General features: G+C 62.0%; 13 protein-coding genes. 8 read left to right on the plus strand and 5 right to left on the minus strand.

Features of this window, described 5'->3' with window-relative positions:
* Positions 1 to 313: 313 nt before the first annotated feature.
* Genes ACGHIZ_RS03415 through ACGHIZ_RS03425 form a run of 3 tightly spaced genes read left to right on the plus strand, consistent with a single transcriptional unit; the run spans position 314 to position 3,939 of the window.
* On the plus strand, positions 314 to 1,915 hold the full coding sequence (locus ACGHIZ_RS03415; RefSeq protein WP_161115343.1) for an FAD-binding oxidoreductase: 1,602 nt from the start codon (positions 314 to 316) through the stop codon (positions 1,913 to 1,915).
* Between the two features lie 2 nt (positions 1,916 to 1,917).
* Positions 1,918 to 2,733, plus strand: a complete 816-nt coding sequence (locus tag ACGHIZ_RS03420) for an electron transfer flavoprotein subunit beta/FixA family protein (RefSeq protein ID WP_055310559.1) — start codon at positions 1,918 to 1,920, stop codon at positions 2,731 to 2,733.
* Positions 2,734 to 3,939, plus strand: coding sequence for an electron transfer flavoprotein subunit alpha (locus tag ACGHIZ_RS03425; RefSeq protein WP_148332570.1), 1,206 nt, complete (start codon positions 2,734 to 2,736; stop codon positions 3,937 to 3,939).
* Here the strand turns inward: ACGHIZ_RS03425 and ACGHIZ_RS03430 are convergent.
* Complete coding sequence (locus tag ACGHIZ_RS03430; protein WP_368141091.1) at positions 3,936 to 4,748, minus strand: HD domain-containing protein; 813 nt, start codon at positions 4,746 to 4,748, stop codon at positions 3,936 to 3,938. The two genes, ACGHIZ_RS03425 and ACGHIZ_RS03430, sit on opposite strands and share 4 nt — an antisense overlap.
* Before the next feature lie 204 nt (positions 4,749 to 4,952).
* On the opposite strand from ACGHIZ_RS03430, the gene ACGHIZ_RS03435 reads away from it, so the two are divergent.
* The 4 genes from ACGHIZ_RS03435 (at position 4,953) to ACGHIZ_RS03450 (ending at position 8,374) form a co-directional block, all read left to right on the plus strand.
* Entirely contained in the window at positions 4,953 to 5,567 is a 615-nt protein-coding gene (locus ACGHIZ_RS03435) for an AzlC family ABC transporter permease (RefSeq protein WP_390449194.1), read from the plus strand.
* Entirely contained in the window at positions 5,557 to 5,880 is a 324-nt protein-coding gene (locus ACGHIZ_RS03440) for an AzlD domain-containing protein (protein WP_225093339.1), read from the plus strand. The genes ACGHIZ_RS03435 and ACGHIZ_RS03440 overlap by 11 nt, the downstream gene beginning before the upstream one ends.
* A gap of 140 nt (positions 5,881 to 6,020) precedes the next feature.
* Entirely contained in the window at positions 6,021 to 7,043 is a 1,023-nt protein-coding gene (locus ACGHIZ_RS03445; RefSeq protein ID WP_225093340.1) for a 2-keto-3-deoxygluconate permease, read from the plus strand.
* Between the two features lie 188 nt (positions 7,044 to 7,231).
* The gene (locus ACGHIZ_RS03450) at positions 7,232 to 8,374 is read left to right on the plus strand and encodes a diguanylate cyclase (protein ID WP_225093341.1); all 1,143 of its coding nucleotides are present in this window, start codon (positions 7,232 to 7,234) and stop codon (positions 8,372 to 8,374) included.
* Between the two features lie 191 nt (positions 8,375 to 8,565).
* On the opposite strand, the gene ACGHIZ_RS03455 is transcribed toward ACGHIZ_RS03450, so the two are convergent.
* Positions 8,566 to 9,339: a DMT family transporter gene (locus ACGHIZ_RS03455; protein WP_390449197.1), complete on the minus strand. Its 774-nt coding sequence runs from the start codon at positions 9,337 to 9,339 to the stop codon at positions 8,566 to 8,568.
* 261 nt (positions 9,340 to 9,600) lie between these two features.
* Positions 9,601 to 13,347: a phosphoribosylformylglycinamidine synthase gene (locus ACGHIZ_RS03460; protein WP_390449200.1), complete on the minus strand. Its 3,747-nt coding sequence runs from the start codon at positions 13,345 to 13,347 to the stop codon at positions 9,601 to 9,603.
* A 184-nt stretch (positions 13,348 to 13,531) separates the two neighbouring features.
* Here ACGHIZ_RS03460 and ACGHIZ_RS03465 point away from each other — a divergent pair, with 184 nt between their 5' ends.
* Positions 13,532 to 15,094: a cation:proton antiporter gene (locus tag ACGHIZ_RS03465; RefSeq protein WP_196026051.1), complete on the plus strand. Its 1,563-nt coding sequence runs from the start codon at positions 13,532 to 13,534 to the stop codon at positions 15,092 to 15,094.
* Between the two features lie 345 nt (positions 15,095 to 15,439).
* Here ACGHIZ_RS03465 and ACGHIZ_RS03470 read toward each other — a convergent pair whose 3' ends face one another.
* Positions 15,440 to 16,189: an SDR family NAD(P)-dependent oxidoreductase gene (locus ACGHIZ_RS03470; RefSeq protein WP_390449203.1), complete on the minus strand. Its 750-nt coding sequence runs from the start codon at positions 16,187 to 16,189 to the stop codon at positions 15,440 to 15,442.
* A gap of 214 nt (positions 16,190 to 16,403) precedes the next feature.
* The gene (locus ACGHIZ_RS03475; protein WP_390449206.1) at positions 16,404 to 17,747 is read right to left on the minus strand and encodes a homoserine dehydrogenase; all 1,344 of its coding nucleotides are present in this window, start codon (positions 17,745 to 17,747) and stop codon (positions 16,404 to 16,406) included.
* Positions 17,748 to 17,866: the final 119 nt, after the last annotated feature.

Consider the following 17,866-nt stretch of genomic DNA (forward strand, 5'->3'; position numbering starts at 1 on the left):
GTCGGTTTTGGCTGTCGATGCCGACGGTATCAGCCACTACTTGACCAATTGCTGACCAAATGCTTGACGGATTGGTGTCTCCGCAGGTAAAAGGCGGCAAAAAATACTCCAACTTTTTTCAAGCGACAATCGCGCGGTCGGCGACGGCGGGGCCATATGTGTCAAAAGCATCGTCTGCCGAGGAAATCAAGCCGCTCGCCGAATTGCACGAACGTAAAAATCGCCAATTATGGAGACGGTCTCGAACACGTCGACGAAACGATGCGGTAACATCTCCCTGCAAACACTGTAGTTAGCTAAAGGGGGAGTTCGCGTGTCTGCAACCATCAAACCCTTCACCGACGAGTTCGAAGAGTATGGTCGCGATGAGTCTCGCGCATCGGGCGAGGCCTCGAGCATCTCGTTTCCGACAACGGAAGACGAGGTCCGTGCCATTTTGGAAAAGCTCCATGCCGAGCGTGTCCCGGTAACGGTTCAGGGCGCCCGAACCGGCCTTGCCGCCGGTGCCGTGCCCCACGGCGGGCATATCCTCAATACTTCCCGTATGAATCGCTACTTGGGCCTTCGCCGCGATGAACAAGGCCAATTTCTGCTGCGCGTGGAGCCGGGCGTTGTGCTCTCGGAGCTGCGCAAGCAGCTGAGCAAGAAGGTGCTGCCGACTGCTGGTTGGGACCAGGCATCGCTTGAGGCCTACGAGGAGTTCCAAGAGGCCCCCGAGCAGTTCTTTCCCACCGATCCCACCGAGGCATCTGCCTGTCTGGGCGGCATGGCGGCATGTAACGCCTCTGGTGCCCGCAGCTACGCCTACGGTCCCATGCGCCCACATATCACGGGACTCCACGTCGCGCTGGCTGATGGCGATTTGCTTGAGCTTCAGCGCGGCGAGGCTTTTGCCCAGGGCCGCCACCTGTCGCTCGTGACGGCAGTGGGCCGTACGCTCGAGCTCGATCTTCCCGGCTATACCATGCCCAAGACAAAAAATGCCTCAGGCTATTTCGTTGCGGACGAAATGGACGCCATCGACCTCTTTATCGGTGCTTGCGGCACGCTCGGCGTTATCACCGAGCTCGAGATTGCCCTGCAGGCGGCGCCTGCGGTCGTTTGGGGTGTGAGCTGCTTTTTCAATAGCGAAGACAAGGCCGTGTCCTTTACCGATTCCATGCGTCCCGTCCTGTCCCATGCGGCTGCCATCGAGTACTTCGACGCTGGCGCCCTGGATATTCTACGTCGCCAGCGCGAGCAGTCGACGGCGTTTGCCTCGCTGCCGGCGCTCGACAAAGAGGCCAAGGTCTGTGTCTACGTGGAGCTCGACTGCGATGACGAGGCCCAGGCGACCGAGGAACTGTACCACCTGGGATGGGTGCTCGAGTTTGCGGGTGGCCGCGACGATGCGACATGGGTCGCGCGCACCGAGGTTGATCGCGAGTGCCAGCGGTTCTTCCGCCATGCGGTCCCCGAGAGCGTCAACATGCTTATCGACGAGCGTCGCCGCACGGATCCCACCATCACCAAACTGGGTTCGGACATGTCGGTGCCCAATGCACGCCTTGCCGATGTCGTGGCCCTCTATCGCCGCACACTGGCCGAAAGCGGGCTTGAATCTGCTGCCTGGGGGCACATCGGTAACAACCATCTGCATGTGAACATCCTGCCGCGCGATGCGCAGGACTACCGTCGCGGTGGCGAGCTGTTTGCCCAGTGGGCTGCGGAGGTAACGGCTATGGGCGGTGCCGTTTCTGCCGAGCACGGCGTCGGCAAGATCAAGGCGGGCTTCTTAGAGACGATGTACGGTCACGAGGCCATGGTCGAGTCGGCGCGGCTCAAGCTCCAGCTCGATCCCGACGGGCAGCTGGGTCGCGGCAACCTGTTTTCGGAGAAGCTCTTGGATGAGCTCGTCCAGAAAGGGGGCGCGTGAAGATGAGCGATTTCCATATGGTGGTGTGCGTCAAGGCCGTGCCGGGCAGCACCGAGGTCAAGATGGACCCCAAGACCAATACCATCGTGCGCGATGGCAAGCAGGCGGTCATTAATCCCTTTGATGCGAGCGCTTTGGAATGCGCGCTGGCGCTGAAGGACGACTTTATCGGCTTTGGCATGGATGTGCGCGTGACGGTGGTGTCGATGGGCATCCCCGCGACCGAGTCGCTGCTGCGCGACTGCATCGCCCGAGGCGCCGACGACGCGCTGCTGCTGACCGATCGCGCCTTTGCAGGTGCCGATACCCTGGCGACCACCTATGCTCTCAAATGCGGCATCGAGGCGCTCGACGAGGACTTCGACCTGCTCATCTGCGGCAAGATGGCGGTGGATGGCGATACGGCCCAGATTGGTCCCGAGCTTGCCGGTGCCTTTGAGATTCCCTGCGTGACCGACGTGAGTTGCGTGCAGAGCGCGGGCTTTACGACCTGTGGCTCGCTGGCGCTCATTCACGGATGCGATGCCGGCGAGGAGACGGTGTATCTTGAGATGCCGTGCGCGATGACGACTGCCAAGGAGATTGGCCAGTTGCGTATGCCGAGTATTGCCGGTATTCGCGCGGCGGAGGAGGCGGACGTGCGCGTGGTCAGTGCCGCCGACGTGAACGCCGACCCCGCGCGTTGCGGTCTTGCCGGGTCGCCGACACAGGTCGTGCGCTCGTTTGTGCCCGACCGTGACCAAACGTGCGAGGCCGTTGAGGGAACGGCGTCCGAGCAGGCGGTAAAACTTGCCAAGATTATCGAGGGGATGGCATAGATGAGCGGACTGATTATCGATAGCGAAGCCTGTGTCGGCTGCGGTCGCTGCGTTCGCGCCTGTGCCTCGGGCGGCATCGTAGTGGAAGGCGAACGACCCAGCCGATGCGCCCGCGTAACCGACGGCTGCATCCTATGCGGTGGGTGCGTCGACGCCTGCCCTGTCAACGCTATCTCGATCGAGCGTGACGAGACCGCCGGCGCGGTTGACCTCGATGCGTATCGAGACATTTGGGTATTCGTGCAGACCGACGAGCACGATACGGTGACTCCCGTTGCCTATGAGCTTATGGGCAAGGGCCGCGAGCTTGCCGATGCTCGTGGCTGCCGTCTGGTGGCACTGGCCGGCATGGGCCCCGAGGGTTCTCTCGGTGACCTGGAGCATCTGGTTTGCGCGGGCGCCGACGAAGTCCTGGCCTGTCGCGACGAGCGCCTGCGCCAAAACGATGCGGAGGTCTACGCCAGCTTGATCTGCGATTTGGTAGCCGAACGCAAACCCGAGGCCATCCTATACGGTGCGACCGCTTTTGGCCGCGAACTGGCACCCGGCGTTGCCGTGCGTTTGCAGACGGGCCTTACGGCTGACTGCACCGTACTTTCGATGGATACGGAGACGGGACTGCTGCAACAGACGCGTCCGGCGTTTGGCGGCAACCTGATGGCCACCATTGTCTGCCCCAATCATCGTCCCCAGATGGCAACGGTGCGCCCCGGTATCTTTAAGGCTCCCGACTTCGACTACGGCCGTTCCGGCACGATCACCCAGGTGATGCTTGCGGAAGACGCCAGGGCTCGTGTCGAGATTTCGATTCCCGCCGAGGAGTGGGGGCAGCAGGCTTCGATCGCCGATGCCGAGCGCCTGGTCGTGGTGGGTCGCGGCATTGGTTCCAAGAAAAACCTGCCACTGATGCGAAGGCTTGCCGAGGCCCTGGGAGCCGAGCTTGGTTGCACGCGACCTGTCGTGGAGGCCGGCTGGTTGGAGTATCGCCATCAGATTGGCCAGACCGGCGTATCGGTTTCGCCCAAGCTTCTCGTGAGTATCGGTGTTTCGGGCGCCATCCAGCATCTTGCCGGCATCGGTGGGGCGGAGTGCATCATCGCCATCAACGAGGACCCGGATGCCCCCATTTTTGGTGCTGCCCAGTACGAGGTTGTTGGGGATGCCGTCGAGGTCGTCGAGGAGCTGCTGGCCCAGCTTGAGCGCTAGGCGCGCGCCAGCCAGTCGCGCATCTCGTCCTTTAGGCGGCTCCAGGTTGCCTGCGTGGCGGGGTCGGTAAAGGGCCGCGTGATGCCAAAGGGCGCGTCGAGCAGGCGGTGGATATCGCCCTGTTCGCGCGCCAGCGCGCGGCTTGCTGGATAGACGAGCTCAAACATAAAGCAGATGAGTCCCACCAAGAAGTCGGCGGGCTCGTTGCGTTCATCGCGTGCGACGCAGCGGTGCTCGTCAAAGGCGGCAAGTATCGGCGACGAGAAACGGCTGCCGAGAAACGTCTTCTCGTCCACCTTGAGGATGGTGTCGACGGTGCTGTCGGCGATGGTGCGCATAATGTCGATCTTGTCACCATCGCGCACGATATCGCAGAAGCTTCGCGTGCGCACGTCGAGCTGCGCGGGTAGACGGAAATCGCTGTGATAGGCAATGCTCGCTCGGATGAGCTCATCTTCTGCCGGGTCATCGATAAAGTCGCGGATGCTCGTTACGGCGGGTGCATCGGCGGGATTCTCGCCAAAGAGGACCTCGATGCCCAGCGCCGCATGGCTCATGCTCTCGGCGTCCTTAAAGGTGTCCCAGCGTCTCAGCTGCTCAAAGCGGCCCATATCGTGTAGCAGGCCGCAAAGCCATGCCAGGTCAATATCTTCTGACGACCAGCCCTGCTCGCGCGCTACGGCATCGCATGCCTCGGCCACGTGGTACGTATGCTCGATTTTGAGCGCGATGCGTGGGTTGGTGGCGTCGTAGGCATCGGTGTAGCTTTTGAAGGCCGCGCGCGCCCGGTCTCGATCGATAGCTGTCATAATGACTTCCTAAAAAGTTGTGTCTTTCGATCCGGTGGCAATTGTAGGTGAACTCGGTTGCTGCCGGATGATGATTCTGCCGTGTCGCTACATGCGGCTCGGAGACCTTGTCAGGATGAGAAACGTATGGTGCTCAAAATCGTTAGAACCGTCTGGCCGGTGATGCTTACCTATGTTGCAATAGGCGCGCCGTGCGGAATGATCATGGGGCAGACGGGAATGGAGCCCTGGATGGTCTTTGCTCTAAGCAGTACGTTTGTGACGGGCAGCGGCCAGTTTATGATCTGCAACCTGTGGCTGGCGGGTGTGCCTGCAGCATCGATCGTCGCGAGCGTTGCCGCCATCTCCTCGCGTTTTGCGCTTTACTCGGCATCGATCGCACCGCATCTGAGGGGTGCCTCGAAGCGTCAGACGCTGGCTGTTGCCGCGACACTTACCGAGGAGGCATATGGCATCTCGCTTGCCAAGTTGGTTGAAGGGGAGGATTGGGGCCCGCGCGAGTCCTTTGTGCTCAACGTGATCCTCATCGCAACATGGGGCGTTTCGTGTACGATGGGCGCCATCGTCGGCGCCGTTGTCGATGTTCCCACCGCTATTGCGGGTTTTGTCTGCACATCGCTCTTTATCTGCCTGCTCTTTTCGCAGCGACTGTCGCGCGGCAATATCGTAGCTGCCGTTTTGGCTGCGGTGTCCGTCGCCATATGCAAGCTCTTGGGGTGGACGAATATCGCCGTGCCGGTAAGCGTGCTCGTCGGCGTTGTCGCGGCGCTTGCGTGCGATGCTCTCGCCGAAGGAAGGGGCGCTTGCGATGCCCGTTAATGAGTTTTTGGTCCTGTGGCTGTCGTCATGGGCGGCTATCGCATTTTTCCGCATTGCCCCGGCGTTTGCTTTGCGCGGGAGAACGCTGTCGCCCCGCGTTACCGAGGCCTTGGGTTATATCCCGCCCGCCGCCTTCGCGGCACTGGTTGCTAACGATTTGATAAGCCCTGGCGCTTTTGACGCCGGCTTGTGGCAGGGCTTGATTCCCTGGATTGCGGCTGCCGGCGTCGTGGCGGTGGCAATCAAGACAAAGTCGATGCTATGGTGCTGTGTTTCGGGCATCGTGCTCTATATCGTTTTGAGCCTCGTATAAGAGCAGGACGCGTTTTCATTCCGGCCAACGAATCCAATTTCCCACCGAGGCGGTCTGCTTCTTCTGGTACCATGGTCAAACTTTACTGTAGCAAAGCGTGACGTGGGCTTTTGTTCTGCGTCAGCGGAAAAGGGGGTTTCATGGCACAGGGAGCGACCGCCAACGAGCAAAAGAAATTCAAGGTACCGCGCACCCCGGGTGACATCATGATCTACCCGATGATCGTCGGCCTTTTGCTCAATACCTTCTGCCCACAGGTCTTTGAGATCGGCGGCTTCTTTACGGCAGCCTGCCGCGGCGGCTCCAACACCATCGTTGCCGCGATCTTGCTGTTTGTGGGCGCCGGCATCAGCTTTAAGTCCACACCGGGTGCCATCAAGACCGGCATCGTCGTGCTGATTCCTAAGCTTGTGGTGGCAGCCGCGCTGGGCCTGGGCGTTGCGTATTTCTTTAACGACAACCTTTTGGGCCTGAGCTCGGTCTCAATCATCGGCGGCATTACGTTTTGCAACATGGCGCTCTACACGGGTATCATGGGCGAGTTCGGCGACGAGTCCGAGCAGGGCGCTGTCGGTATCCTGTTCTTTACGGCCGGCCCCGCCGTCACGATGATCATCCTTGGTGTTTCGGGTCTCGCCAACATCCCCGTCGGCACCATCATCGGATCCATCCTGCCGCTTGTTATCGGCATGGTCCTGGGCAACTTGTTCCCGTTTATCAAGAACCTGTTGGTTCCCGGCGCCAATCCCGCGATCGCTGTAATTGGTTTTCAGCTCGGTGCGTCCATGAGCCTTTCGAGCTTCATCGCCGGTGGCATTTCGGGCATCCTGCTGGGCCTCATCACGCTCTTTATCGTCGGTCCCATTACCTTTGCCTTCGAGCGCCTGTGTGGCGGCAATGGTAAGGCGGCTGTGGCATGTTCCACCATTGCCGGCACGGCCATGACCACGCCGGTCGCCCTCGCCGAGGTCGCTCCGCGCTATGCCGAGCTTGCGCCCACCGCGTATGCGCAGATCGCCACTGCCGTCATCATCACGGCAATCATGGCCCCGATTCTGACCGGCTGGGTCGATAAGAAGTTCTGCCAGGGCAAGGAAGACCTGTCGCCTGCCGGTGTCGAGGCCATCGAAGAGGCTGTCGCGACCGACATCGATGGCGAGTAGCAATCGATACCCATCAATGATTCCGGCGTGCAACTCGCGCCGTTTGAGCGCCCGAACGAGAGCTGTCTTGCAGTGACGTTCGGGCGCTCTGCTATTATTCCCCTTACCCCTGCGGAGAAAGGGGCGTTTATTGCCCAGACACGAATCGGGCGATTCTGACCACTTGGATATTGAAGGGAGGGCGTCTAGTGGTTAAGGCACTCAAGATTGAGATATTCCTGCTATGCATGATTGTTCTTATCGGGCTTGCCGTACGAAGCCGTCGCTCCCTGTTCTCGAGCACCCAGCAGCTTTTGTTTAGCATGCTGGGCTACACGTCTGCTGCCTACATTTTCTTCGATATGATCTGGACGCTTTCGGATGGTGCGGACGGCACGTTGGGCATTGCAGCCAACTGGATTTCCAACGCGGTTTCGTTTTCGCTCTTCGCCATCGCGTGTCTCATTTGGTTTATCTATTCCGAGACGATGCAAGGCTCTCACCTTGTGACCTCGCGCTATAGGGTGGTGCTTGTAACGTTGCCTACGGCTCTGGTGGTCGTGCTGGCTTTTACCAGTTACTGGACGCACGCCCTGTTCTATATCGATTCGCAGGGCGTGTATCGTCGCGGCTTTGCCTATATGATCCAGCCCATTGTCAGCTACTGTTACGTTATACATACGTCCCTGCATGCGTTTGTGCAATCTCGCAGGGTCGAGAGCCTGCAGACGAAGGCTGTCTATCGAACCTTGGCATTTTTCGCCATTCCGGCCCTGGTGGGCGGTACCTTTCAGATCGTATACTCGGTGCCTGGCCTTTGTGTCGGCATAATGATTAGCATGTTGCTGCTCTATATCATCTGCCAGGAGCAGCTCATCTCGACCGACCCGTTGACTGGCCTCAACAATCGCAACCGTTTTGAGACCTATATGCTGTCGCTCTTCTCAAATGTGGATCAGGCCGAAGATGTGTATCTGCTCATGATGGACGCCGACGGCTTTAAGCAGATTAACGATCAGTATGGACATGTGGAGGGCGACCATGCTCTTCAGGTTGTTTCCGCAGTACTCAAGGACGTCTGTTCGCCGTCCGGCGGCTTTATTGCGCGCTATGGCGGTGATGAGTTCGTCGTACTGCAGAAGGGGGTGACGGAGCACGACATTATCCGCCTGTGTTCGGCGATCAATAACGAGCTCTCGCGCGCCGAGACACCCTACTCGCTTCGAATGTCTATCGGCTACGCGCGCTACGGCGATGGGATCAACACGTGGCAAGAGCTTCTGCGCGCTGCCGATGCGGAGCTCTATCGCATCAAGGATGCCAAAAAGAAATCCGGCATCAAGGTTCGCTAGAAAAAGGGGCGCACGACCGTTGCGATGGTCGTGCGCCCCTTTTTGCGTTTGTGGGGGCCACCGGCCATAATGCCCAGGCGCGGTGCGGCAAGACGGGCGTCTGCAGCCGCGACTCGGTACGAAATCAACGAGAACCAGTGTGCTCCATTAAGCTAAAGTTTGCGAACATCCTCTCTAAAAAGGTGAACTCGCTAGGCTTTTTTGGGTTTGTTGACGATGATGATGCCGCCGCAGACCAACAGCAGGGCAACGATGACGGCAACGGGGCTCGTGCCAGCGCCCTCGCCGAGCAGCAGTGCGCTCAACAGCACGCCAAAGACCGGGTTCATAAAGCCAAAGACCGACACGCGGCTGACGGGGTTGACGGCGAGCAGGCGGGACCACAGCGAGTAGGCGACCGCGGAGATAAGCGCCATGTAGATGATGAGCGCGATGGCGGGGGCGATTTCGGTGGGGGACAACGTGCCGCCCATCAAAAACCCGATGGCGGTAAGGACCACGCCACCGACTAAAAACTGCCAGCCGGCGAGCAAGACGCCGTCATGCTCGCGCGAGAAGATGCCAATGAGGCAGGTCGACAGGGCGCCCGCAACAGTGGAGGCCAAGATAAATCCCTCGCCGTCGAGCGTAAAGCCAAAGGTGCCATCCGCGCCCGAAAGGTTGACGAGCGCGACACCGGCAAAGCCCAGTACGCAGCCGAGCACTTTGGCCGCATCGAGCTTTTCGGTGCGAAACGCCAGGGCGGCAAAGAGGATGGCTAGGAAGTTGGCGCTGGCCTCGATGATGGAGCTCGACATGGCGCTGGCGCGCGAGAGGCCCAGATAGAAAAAGAAGTACTGACCGATGGTCTGAAAGAGCGACAAGATAAAGATGGGCTTGATATCGCGTACCTGTGGGACGAGCGGGCGGCGCTGGGCCGCACTCATACCGGCGATAACCAGGATACCGGCAAGCGTGAAGCGCAAACCTGCAAAGAGCAGTTGCGAGGCGCTATCGTGCGCGGGGATGCCAAAGAGCTCGTAACCGATCTTGATGCAGGGGAAAGCCGACCCTCAGAGCGCACAGCAGACGAGGCAGCCCAGGACGAGTCCGGGCAGGGTGGCGAGATACGGCTTGCGGCTTTCCATGATGTCCTTCCTACATGCGCGAAGTAAAAAAGAACCCGCCACCGGATGTGTCGGTGGCGGGTGTTGTTACCCGAAGGGATTGTACCTGATGGGAAAGGTTTAAGCGAAGTAGGCCACGCCGCTCTCAAAGATCGGCATGAACTTATCGCCGGGGACATGCTCGGGCACGTTACGGTACAGGTTGTCGCCGCGACGCTCGGCATGGCCCATCTTGCCCAGGACGCGGCCGTCGGGGCTCGTGATGCCCTCGATGGCGAGTGCGGAGCCGTTGGGGTTGACGGAGAGATCCATGCTGGGCTTGCCGTTCTCGCCCACGTACTGCGTGGCGACCTGGCCGTTGGCGATCAGCTGGGTGAGCACTTCGTCATTGGCGACAAAGCGGCCCTCGCCGTGGCTGATGGCGACGGTATAGGGGTCGTCCAGGCTGCACTGCGACAGCCACGGGGACAGGTTGGACGAGATGCGGGTGCGCACCAGACGGCTCTGATGGCGACCGATGGTGTTGAACGTAAGCGTGGGCGCATCGGGCGTGGCGTCGACGATGTCGCCATAGGGCACCAGACCGAGCTTGACCAGGGCCTGGAAGCCGTTGCAGATGCCTAGCATCAGGCCGTCGCGGGCCTTGAGCAGGTCGCGAACTGCCTCGGTGACCTCGGGAGCGCGGAAGAACGCCGTGATGAACTTGGCAGAGCCGTCGGGCTCGTCGCCGCCCGAGAAGCCGCCGGGGATCATGACGATCTGGCTTGCACGGATGCGGCGGGCAAGCTCGTGGGTGCTCTCGGCGACGGCCTCGGGCGTGAGGTTGTTGATCACGAAGGTGTCGGCTTCGGCACCGGCTGCGCGGAAGGCACGTGCGCTGTCGTACTCACAGTTGTTGCCGGGGAACACGGGGATGATCACGCGCGGACGGGCGATCTTGGCGCCGCTGTACACGTGGATGTCCTTGGCACGGAAGTCGATGGTCTCGACCTCGGGGGTCTCGTCGGCGCTGCGGTAGGCAAAGACGCCCTCGATGCCGCTCTCCCAGGCCTCCTGGAGCTCGGAGAGCTCGATGACCTCGGAGCCGGTGTCGATGACATAGCCCTCGACGGTGGTGCCCAGGGGCTCGACGACAACGCCGTCGGCGACCTCGGGCAGCTCGGCATCCTCGGCGAGCTCGACGATAAAGCTGCCGTAGAGCGGGGTGAAGAGGCTCTCCACGTCTACATCCTCGGCAAGCTCGATACCGATCTGGTTACCGACGCACATCTTAAAGAGGCTCTCGGCGCCGCAGCCGTAGCCGGGCGTGGAGACGGCCAGGGCGTCGCCGGTGGCGGTGAGCGCCTCGACGGCGTCAAATGCGGCGAGAAGCTGCTGAGCATCGGGACGGTAGTCCTCGCCATAGGTGGCGGGGGCGATACGGACAACGCGGTGCGTCAGGCCCTTGAACTCGGGGGAGACGGCGCGCGCCGCGCGGCCCACGGCGACAGCGAAGCTGATCAGGGTCGGCGGAACGTTGAGCTCGCCGGCTTCGTCCTCAAACGAGCCGCTCATGGAATCCTTACCGCCGATGGCGCCGGCACCCAGGTCGACCTGGGCCATAAGGGCGCCCAGGACGGCTGCCATGGGCTTGCCCCAACGCTCGGCCTCGGTGCGCAGACGCTCGAAGTACTCTTGGAAGGAGAGGTAGGCGCGCTTGTGCTCAAAGCCGGCGGCAACGAGCTTGGCGATGGACTCGACCACGGACAGGTAGGCGCCCGCAAACTGGTCGGCCTCCATCAGGTAGGGGTTGAAGCCCCATGCCATAGCGCTCGCCGTGGTGGTCTCGCCGTCCACGGGGAACTTGGCGACCATGGCAGAGCTCGGAGTGAGCTGCGTCTTGCCACCAAAGGGCATGAGCACGGTCGCGGCACCGATGGTGGAGTCGAAGCGCTCGGAAAGGCCCTTGTTGGAGGCGACGTTAAGATCGGTGACAAGCGAGGTCATGCGCTCGCCGAGCGTGGTGCCGGCCCAGCTGGGCTGCCACACGCTACGGGCGCACACGTGGGCGACCTGGTGCTTGGGTGCGCCGTTGGAGTTGAGGAACTCGCGGGACAGGTCGACGATGGCGACGCCGTTCCAGGCCATGCGCATGCGCGGCTCGGCGGTAACCTCGGCGATAACGGTCGCCTCCAGGTTCTCCTCGGCGGCGTAGCCCATGAACTCCTCGACGTCACCGTCGGCGACGGCGCAGGCCATGCGCTCCTGGGACTCAGAGATAGCGAGCTCGGTGCCGTCCAGGCCGTCGTACTTCTTGGTCACGGTGTCCAGGTCGACATACAGGCCGTCGGCAAGCTCGCCCACGGCGACCGAGACGCCGCCGGCGCCAAAGTCGTTGCAGCGCTTGATCAGGCGGCAGGCGTCGCCGCGGCGGAAGAGGCGCTGCAGCTTGCGCTCGACCGGGGCGTTGCCCTTCTGGACCTCGGCGCCCGAGGTCTCGATGGACTCGGTGTTCTGGGTCTTGGAGGAGCCGGTGGCACCGCCGATGCCGTCACGGCCGGTGCGGCCGCCCAGCAGGATGATCTTGTCGGTGGGGGCGGGGCACTCGCGGCGCACGTGGTTTGCCGGGGTAGCGCCCACGACGGCGCCGACCTCCATGCGCTTGGCCACGTAGCCGGGGTGATAGAGCTCGTTGACCTGACCGGTGGCAAGGCCGATCTGGTTACCGTAGCTGGAGTAGCCGGCGGCGGCAGTAGTCACGAGCTTGCGCTGCGGCAGCTTGCCCTCGAGCGTCTCGGAAACCGGGACGGTGGGGTCGCCGGCGCCGGTGACGCGCATGGCCTGGTACACATAGCTGCGGCCCGAGAGCGGGTCACGGATAGCGCCGCCCACGCAGGTGGCGGCACCGCCGAAGGGCTCGATCTCGGTCGGGTGGTTGTGGGTCTCGTTCTTAAAGAGGAATAGCCAGTCCTGGTCCTCGCCATCGACATCGACCTTCACCTTGACGGTGCAGGCGTTGATCTCCTCGGACTCATCGACATCGGTCATGACGCCGGTCTTCTTAAGGTACTTGGCGCCGATGGTGCCCATGTCCATGAGGCAGACGGGCTTGGCGTCGCGACCGAGCTCATGGCGCATCTCCATGTAGCGGTCGAAGGCCTGCTGCACCACGGCGTCGTCGATCGTCACGTCGTCCAGGACGGTGCCGAAAGTGGTGTGGCGGCAGTGGTCGGACCAATAGGTGTCGATTACGCGGATCTCGGTGATGGTGGGGTCGCGGTCCTCATCGCGGAAGTACTGCTGGCAGAAGGCGATGTCTGCCTCGTCCATGGCAAGGCCGCGATCGGCGATAAAGGCGGCAAGGCCGGCCTCGTCGAGCTCGCGGAAGCCGTCGAGCACCTCGACGGGCTGGGGCTCGGGGGTCTCCATGTACAGCGTCTCGGGCAGGTCGAGCGAGGCGATGCGAGCCTCGACGGGGTTCACCACGTAGTGCTTGATGGCATCGATGGCGGCCTCGTCCAGAGCGCCCGAGATCATATAGACCTTGGCGGAGCGCACGGCGGGGCGCTCACCCTGGCTGATGAGCTGCACGCACTCGCTGGCGGAGTCGGCGCGCTGGTCAAACTGGCCAGGCAGGAACTCGACGGCAAAGACGGCGCCATCGCTTGCGGGGAGTTCGTCGTAGGTCACATCGACCTGGGGCTCGCTAAAGACGGTCGGCACGCAGGAGCGGAAAAGCTCCTCGTCGATGCCCTCGACGTCGTAGCGGTTGATGATCCTCAGGGCCTCGATGCCCTTGATGCCGAGAATTTCGGTCAGCTCGCCCTTGAGCTGCTGAGCCTCGACGTCGAACCCGGGTTTCTTCTCCACGTAGATACGAGAGACCATTGGTTCCTGCCTTCCTGATCGGTTGGGCGTACGGTACGGTATGCGGCAGCGGTCGGTTTGCGGGGTCTGCCCTGCGGTCGCCTTGAGCCACATGTTTGTAAACCTCACTATGATACGACAGCTCGCGGCGCGTTGAGGACGGCGAGGGTGCTACAGTGAAGCGCAAACAAGAGAAAGGCATCACATGGCATTCGTTTCGCTCGCCATCATCGCACTCGTGGCCTTTGCGAGTCCCTTCATCGCCTCGGCGATTCCCGGAAAACCTGTTCCCGAGACGGTCTTTTTGCTCGTGCTCGGCGCGGTGCTGGGACCCCATATGCTCGGCGTCATCCATGTAGATGCTGAGGTCTCGCTTGTGTCCGAGCTGGGCCTGGCCTTTTTGTTCCTGCTTGCCGGCTTTGAGATCGACCCCAAGAGCATCACGGGCGTCGAGGGGCGCTACGGCTTGGCGACGTGGGCCGTCACGTTTGGTATCGCCTGGCTTGCCGTGCGCTTTACCCCGTGGTTCTCGGTAAGTCATTTCGACGGTATCGCCGTGACGCTTGCCCTCACTTCGACGGCGCTCGGTACGCTCGTGCCCATCATGCGTGAGCGCTCGCTCACCGGCACGCGCGTGGGCGACTCGATTCTCGCGTATGGCACCTGGGGTGAGCTCGGCCCTGTGCTTGCCATGTCGGTGCTGCTGTCTGCCCGCACCGGCATCCAAACGCTTGTAATCCTTGGCTTGTTTGCGGTGGTCTGCGTGTTGCTGGCCGTGGTCCCGAGCCGCTCCAAGCGCGTCGGCAGCCGCTTCTTTGCGTTTGTCGAGGAACGCGCCGATACCACGTCGCAGACCTTCGTGCGCCTGACGGTGCTCATCCTGGTCACGCTCGTGGCGTTCTCGGCCGTCTTTGATCTCGACATCGTGTTGGGTTCTTTTGCCGCTGGCTTTGTCTTGCGCTACATCATCCCCGAGGGCAACCATACGCTCGAGACCAAGCTCGACGGCCTGGCCTACGGTTTTTTGATTCCGGTGTTCTTTACCGTATCGGGCGCAAAGATCGATCTGACGGCCGTGGCGTCGCGCCCGGGTCTGCTCGTGGGCTTTATCGTGGCGTTGCTGATTATTCGTGCCGTGCCCATTCTTATTTCTATGAGCATTTGTCCTGCGACGCGTGATGTGTCGGCGTATGGTCGCATTACCGTGGCCCTGTACTGCACCACGGCCCTGCCGATCATCGTTGCCGTGACAAGCGTTGCCGTCAACGCGGGCGCGCTGTCGCAAGATATTGCGTCGGTCATGGTTGCTGCCGGTGCCATCACGGTGTTCTTGATGCCGTTGCTCGCGCAGCTCTTCTACCGCGTGGTCGACGCCGCGCCGGTCGCCGCCGTGGCAGAAGTTGCCGAGCATCCATCCGATGCGCTCGACATCCTGCGCGCCCATCACGATTTGGCGAGCCTGCTCGCACGTGAGCACGAGCTGCTGACTTCGCATGGCCATGGTCGCGTATTCGAGGGCTTGCCTACGCTCGATACGATTGCCGAGCGTCTTTCCGCCGAGGCGGCGAGCGGCCACATCGATGCCCGCATCGTGGACGCGGCGCATCTTCTTGCCGATAAGACCTATGGTGATGAGGTCGACCCGTCCGAGCTGACCCCGCGCGAGCGTCGCCGCCTGGAGCGCGCCAAGCTCGCCGTGCGCGAATACCGCCGCCGCATGCTGGAGCTCTATGCAAGAGAAGAAGCCGAGGACGACGACGGCAAGTAGTCGATACTCTCTCGGGGAAGCCGCGTCCCGCTTTGAAGGCTCGGAACGGGATGTGGTTTCCGAAACGGGGGCCGTTGGGAAACTGTGTCCCGGAATGGGCGCTCAGAGTGGGATGCAGTTTCCGCGAGAGACCCGTTGCGGAAACGGTATCCCAGAATCGGCGTTCAAAACGGGGCGCTCTTTCCGAAACATGGCCCTGAGGGAAGCTGCGTCCCGGTCTGAGTCGGGACTGCGGGACACAGCTTCCCTTTCAAACAGAAGAAGGCGCGCTGCCTGCAGTTGATGCAGACGGCGCGCCTTCTTTGTTGGACTATGTTGAGGCTGGGAGCTGAGGCTTGTGGTCCCTTAGGAGCGGGCGGCTCCGTCGACGGGGAGCACGGCGCCCGTGACATAGGATGACATGTCGCTCGCTAGGAAAACGAAGGCGTTGGCGATGTCCTCGGGCTCGCCCATGCGGCCGAGCGGAATAGTGGCGATGATGGGCTTGATGACCTCTTCGGGCAGGTTAGCGACCATGTCGGTCTTAGTCACGCCAGGGGCAACGGCGTTGACGCGGATGCCCATGGGGGCGAGCTCGCGCGAGAGCGACTGGACCATGCCGTTGACGGCAAACTTGGACGTGGGGTAACCGACGCCGGTAGGCTGGCCGTACTTGGCGACCATTGAGCTTGTGGTAGTGATGGTGCCGCCGTGGCCGGCCTCGGTCATGATCTTGGCAGCAGCCTGGTGGCCGTTAAAGACGGCGACGACGTTGAGGTCCATAACTTTGGCGAACTCCTCGGCTGTATAGTCCAAAAGGGGCGAGCGCTGGGAGATGCCGGCGTTGTTGACGACCGTATCGAGACCGCCCATGTCGGCTGCAGCCTGGGTAAAGGCCTCGGTCACGGCCTCGAGCGAGGTGAGGTCGCAGGAACGGCCCCAGACCTTGGCGTCGGGATAGACGGCTGTCAGCTTCTCAACGGCTGCATCGGCAGTCTCCTGGCGCGAGCCAAAGACGGTGACGGCGGCACCCTCCTCGATAAAACGGCAGGCGATGGCATAGCCGATACCGCGCGTGCCTCCGGTGACGATTGCTTTCTTGCCCTCGAGCAACATGGTGCCTCCATTCTTCGGGGGTGGACGTACGCAGCACAGCGTAGCGGTAGCCGGAATCGGCCGCGTTTGCATATCGGTGAACGGTAGCCCGCGTTACCGATGAGCGGCTCGCGCAAATGTGCTCTGCCGTTGTGCTTAGGGCAGGAGACAAAAGGGCTCCCGTCCCACATCGGACGGGAGCCCTCAAAGCGCGTATTGCTAGGCGATTGATGAGTTAGTTGGCCATGACGCCTTCGGTCCAGGCCTCGACGTCCTCGATGCACAGGACGTTGGCGACCTCGGCCACGCAGTCGACGCTGGCAAGCTCGGCGGCGGCAGCCTGGACGTCCTTCTCGAGCGCGCGGTGCGTTAGGAAGATGACCGAGCAGGCATCGCTGACGCCCGACTTGCCGTCCTCGACCTGGTTGATGAGCGAGATCGAGATGTTGTGCTTGGCAAAGATATCGACCGTCTCGGACAGGGCGCCCACGCGGTCGGCGACCTTCAGGCGCACATAGTACTTGGTCTGGAGCTCGTCCATGGGCTTAAAGGCGAGGTTGTGACCATAGGGCTCAATCTCGGGCAGCGGAGTCACGCCGCGGCTGATCTGCTCGGAGAGCGACAGGATATCGCCTACGACGGCGCTCGCGGTGGGGAAGGAGCCTGCGCCGGCACCGTAGAACATGGTTTCGCCCACGGCGTCACCCACCACGTAGACGGCGTTCATGGCGCCGTTGACCTTGGCGAGCATGTGGTCGGCGGGGATCAGCGTGGGATGCACGCGGACGTCGACGCCGGCGTCGGTGTTGCGGGCGATGCCGAGCAGCTTAATGGTGTAGCCGAGTTCGCGTGCCTGGGCGATGTCCTCGGCGCCGATGGTACGGATGCCCTGCTGGTATACGTCGTCGGTGGTCACACGGGTGCCAAAGCCGATGGAGGCGAGGATCGCCGTTTTGCTGGCGGCGTCGAAGCCGTCGACGTCGGCGGACGGGTCGGCCTCGGCATAGCCCTTGGCCTGCGCGTCGGCGAGCACGTCGGCGTAATCGGCACCCTCGGCGTCCATGCGCGACAGGATGTAGTTGGTGGTACCGTTGAGAATACCGGCGATGGTCAGGATCTTGTTGCCCACCAGGTCGTGCTCAAGCGTGCTCACGATGGGGATGCCGCCGCCGCAGCTGGCCTCGCACTTAATCTGCACGCCGCACGCGCGTGCCTTCTCGGCAAGCGTCTCGACGTGACGGCCCAGTAGGGCTTTGTTGGCAGAGACGACGTGCTTGCCGTGCTCAAAGGCAGTGGTGAAGATCTCGGTTGCGGGATGCTCACCGCCGATCAGCTCGACGACGATGTCGACGGCGGGGTCGCTGACGACGTCGTGCCAGTCACTCGTAAAGGCCTCGCGCTCAATGCCTGCCGCCTCGGCCTGCTCCCAAGCAAGCGCGCAGGCGCGGGTCAGCTTAAGGTCGATGCCGTAGGCTGCCAGGTACTCATCGTGGTGGCTCTTGATCAGACGGGCCACGCCGCCGCCGACGGTTCCCAGACCGATCAGACCGACGTTCACGGTGCGCAGGGGTTCGCTCATAGATAGCTCCTTCGTGCATCTTATGGATGGATTAACCGCTTAAAGGTTGAGTGCATTCTAGCGTGAACCGAGGGCGCGTGCTCGCCAGGCAACAGGAGTCGCACAAAACGGCACCCCCG

Origin of the sequence: Collinsella sp. i05-0019-G5 (assembly GCF_042851345.1) — a bacterium.
Classification (GTDB): Bacteria; Actinomycetota; Coriobacteriia; order Coriobacteriales; family Coriobacteriaceae; genus Collinsella.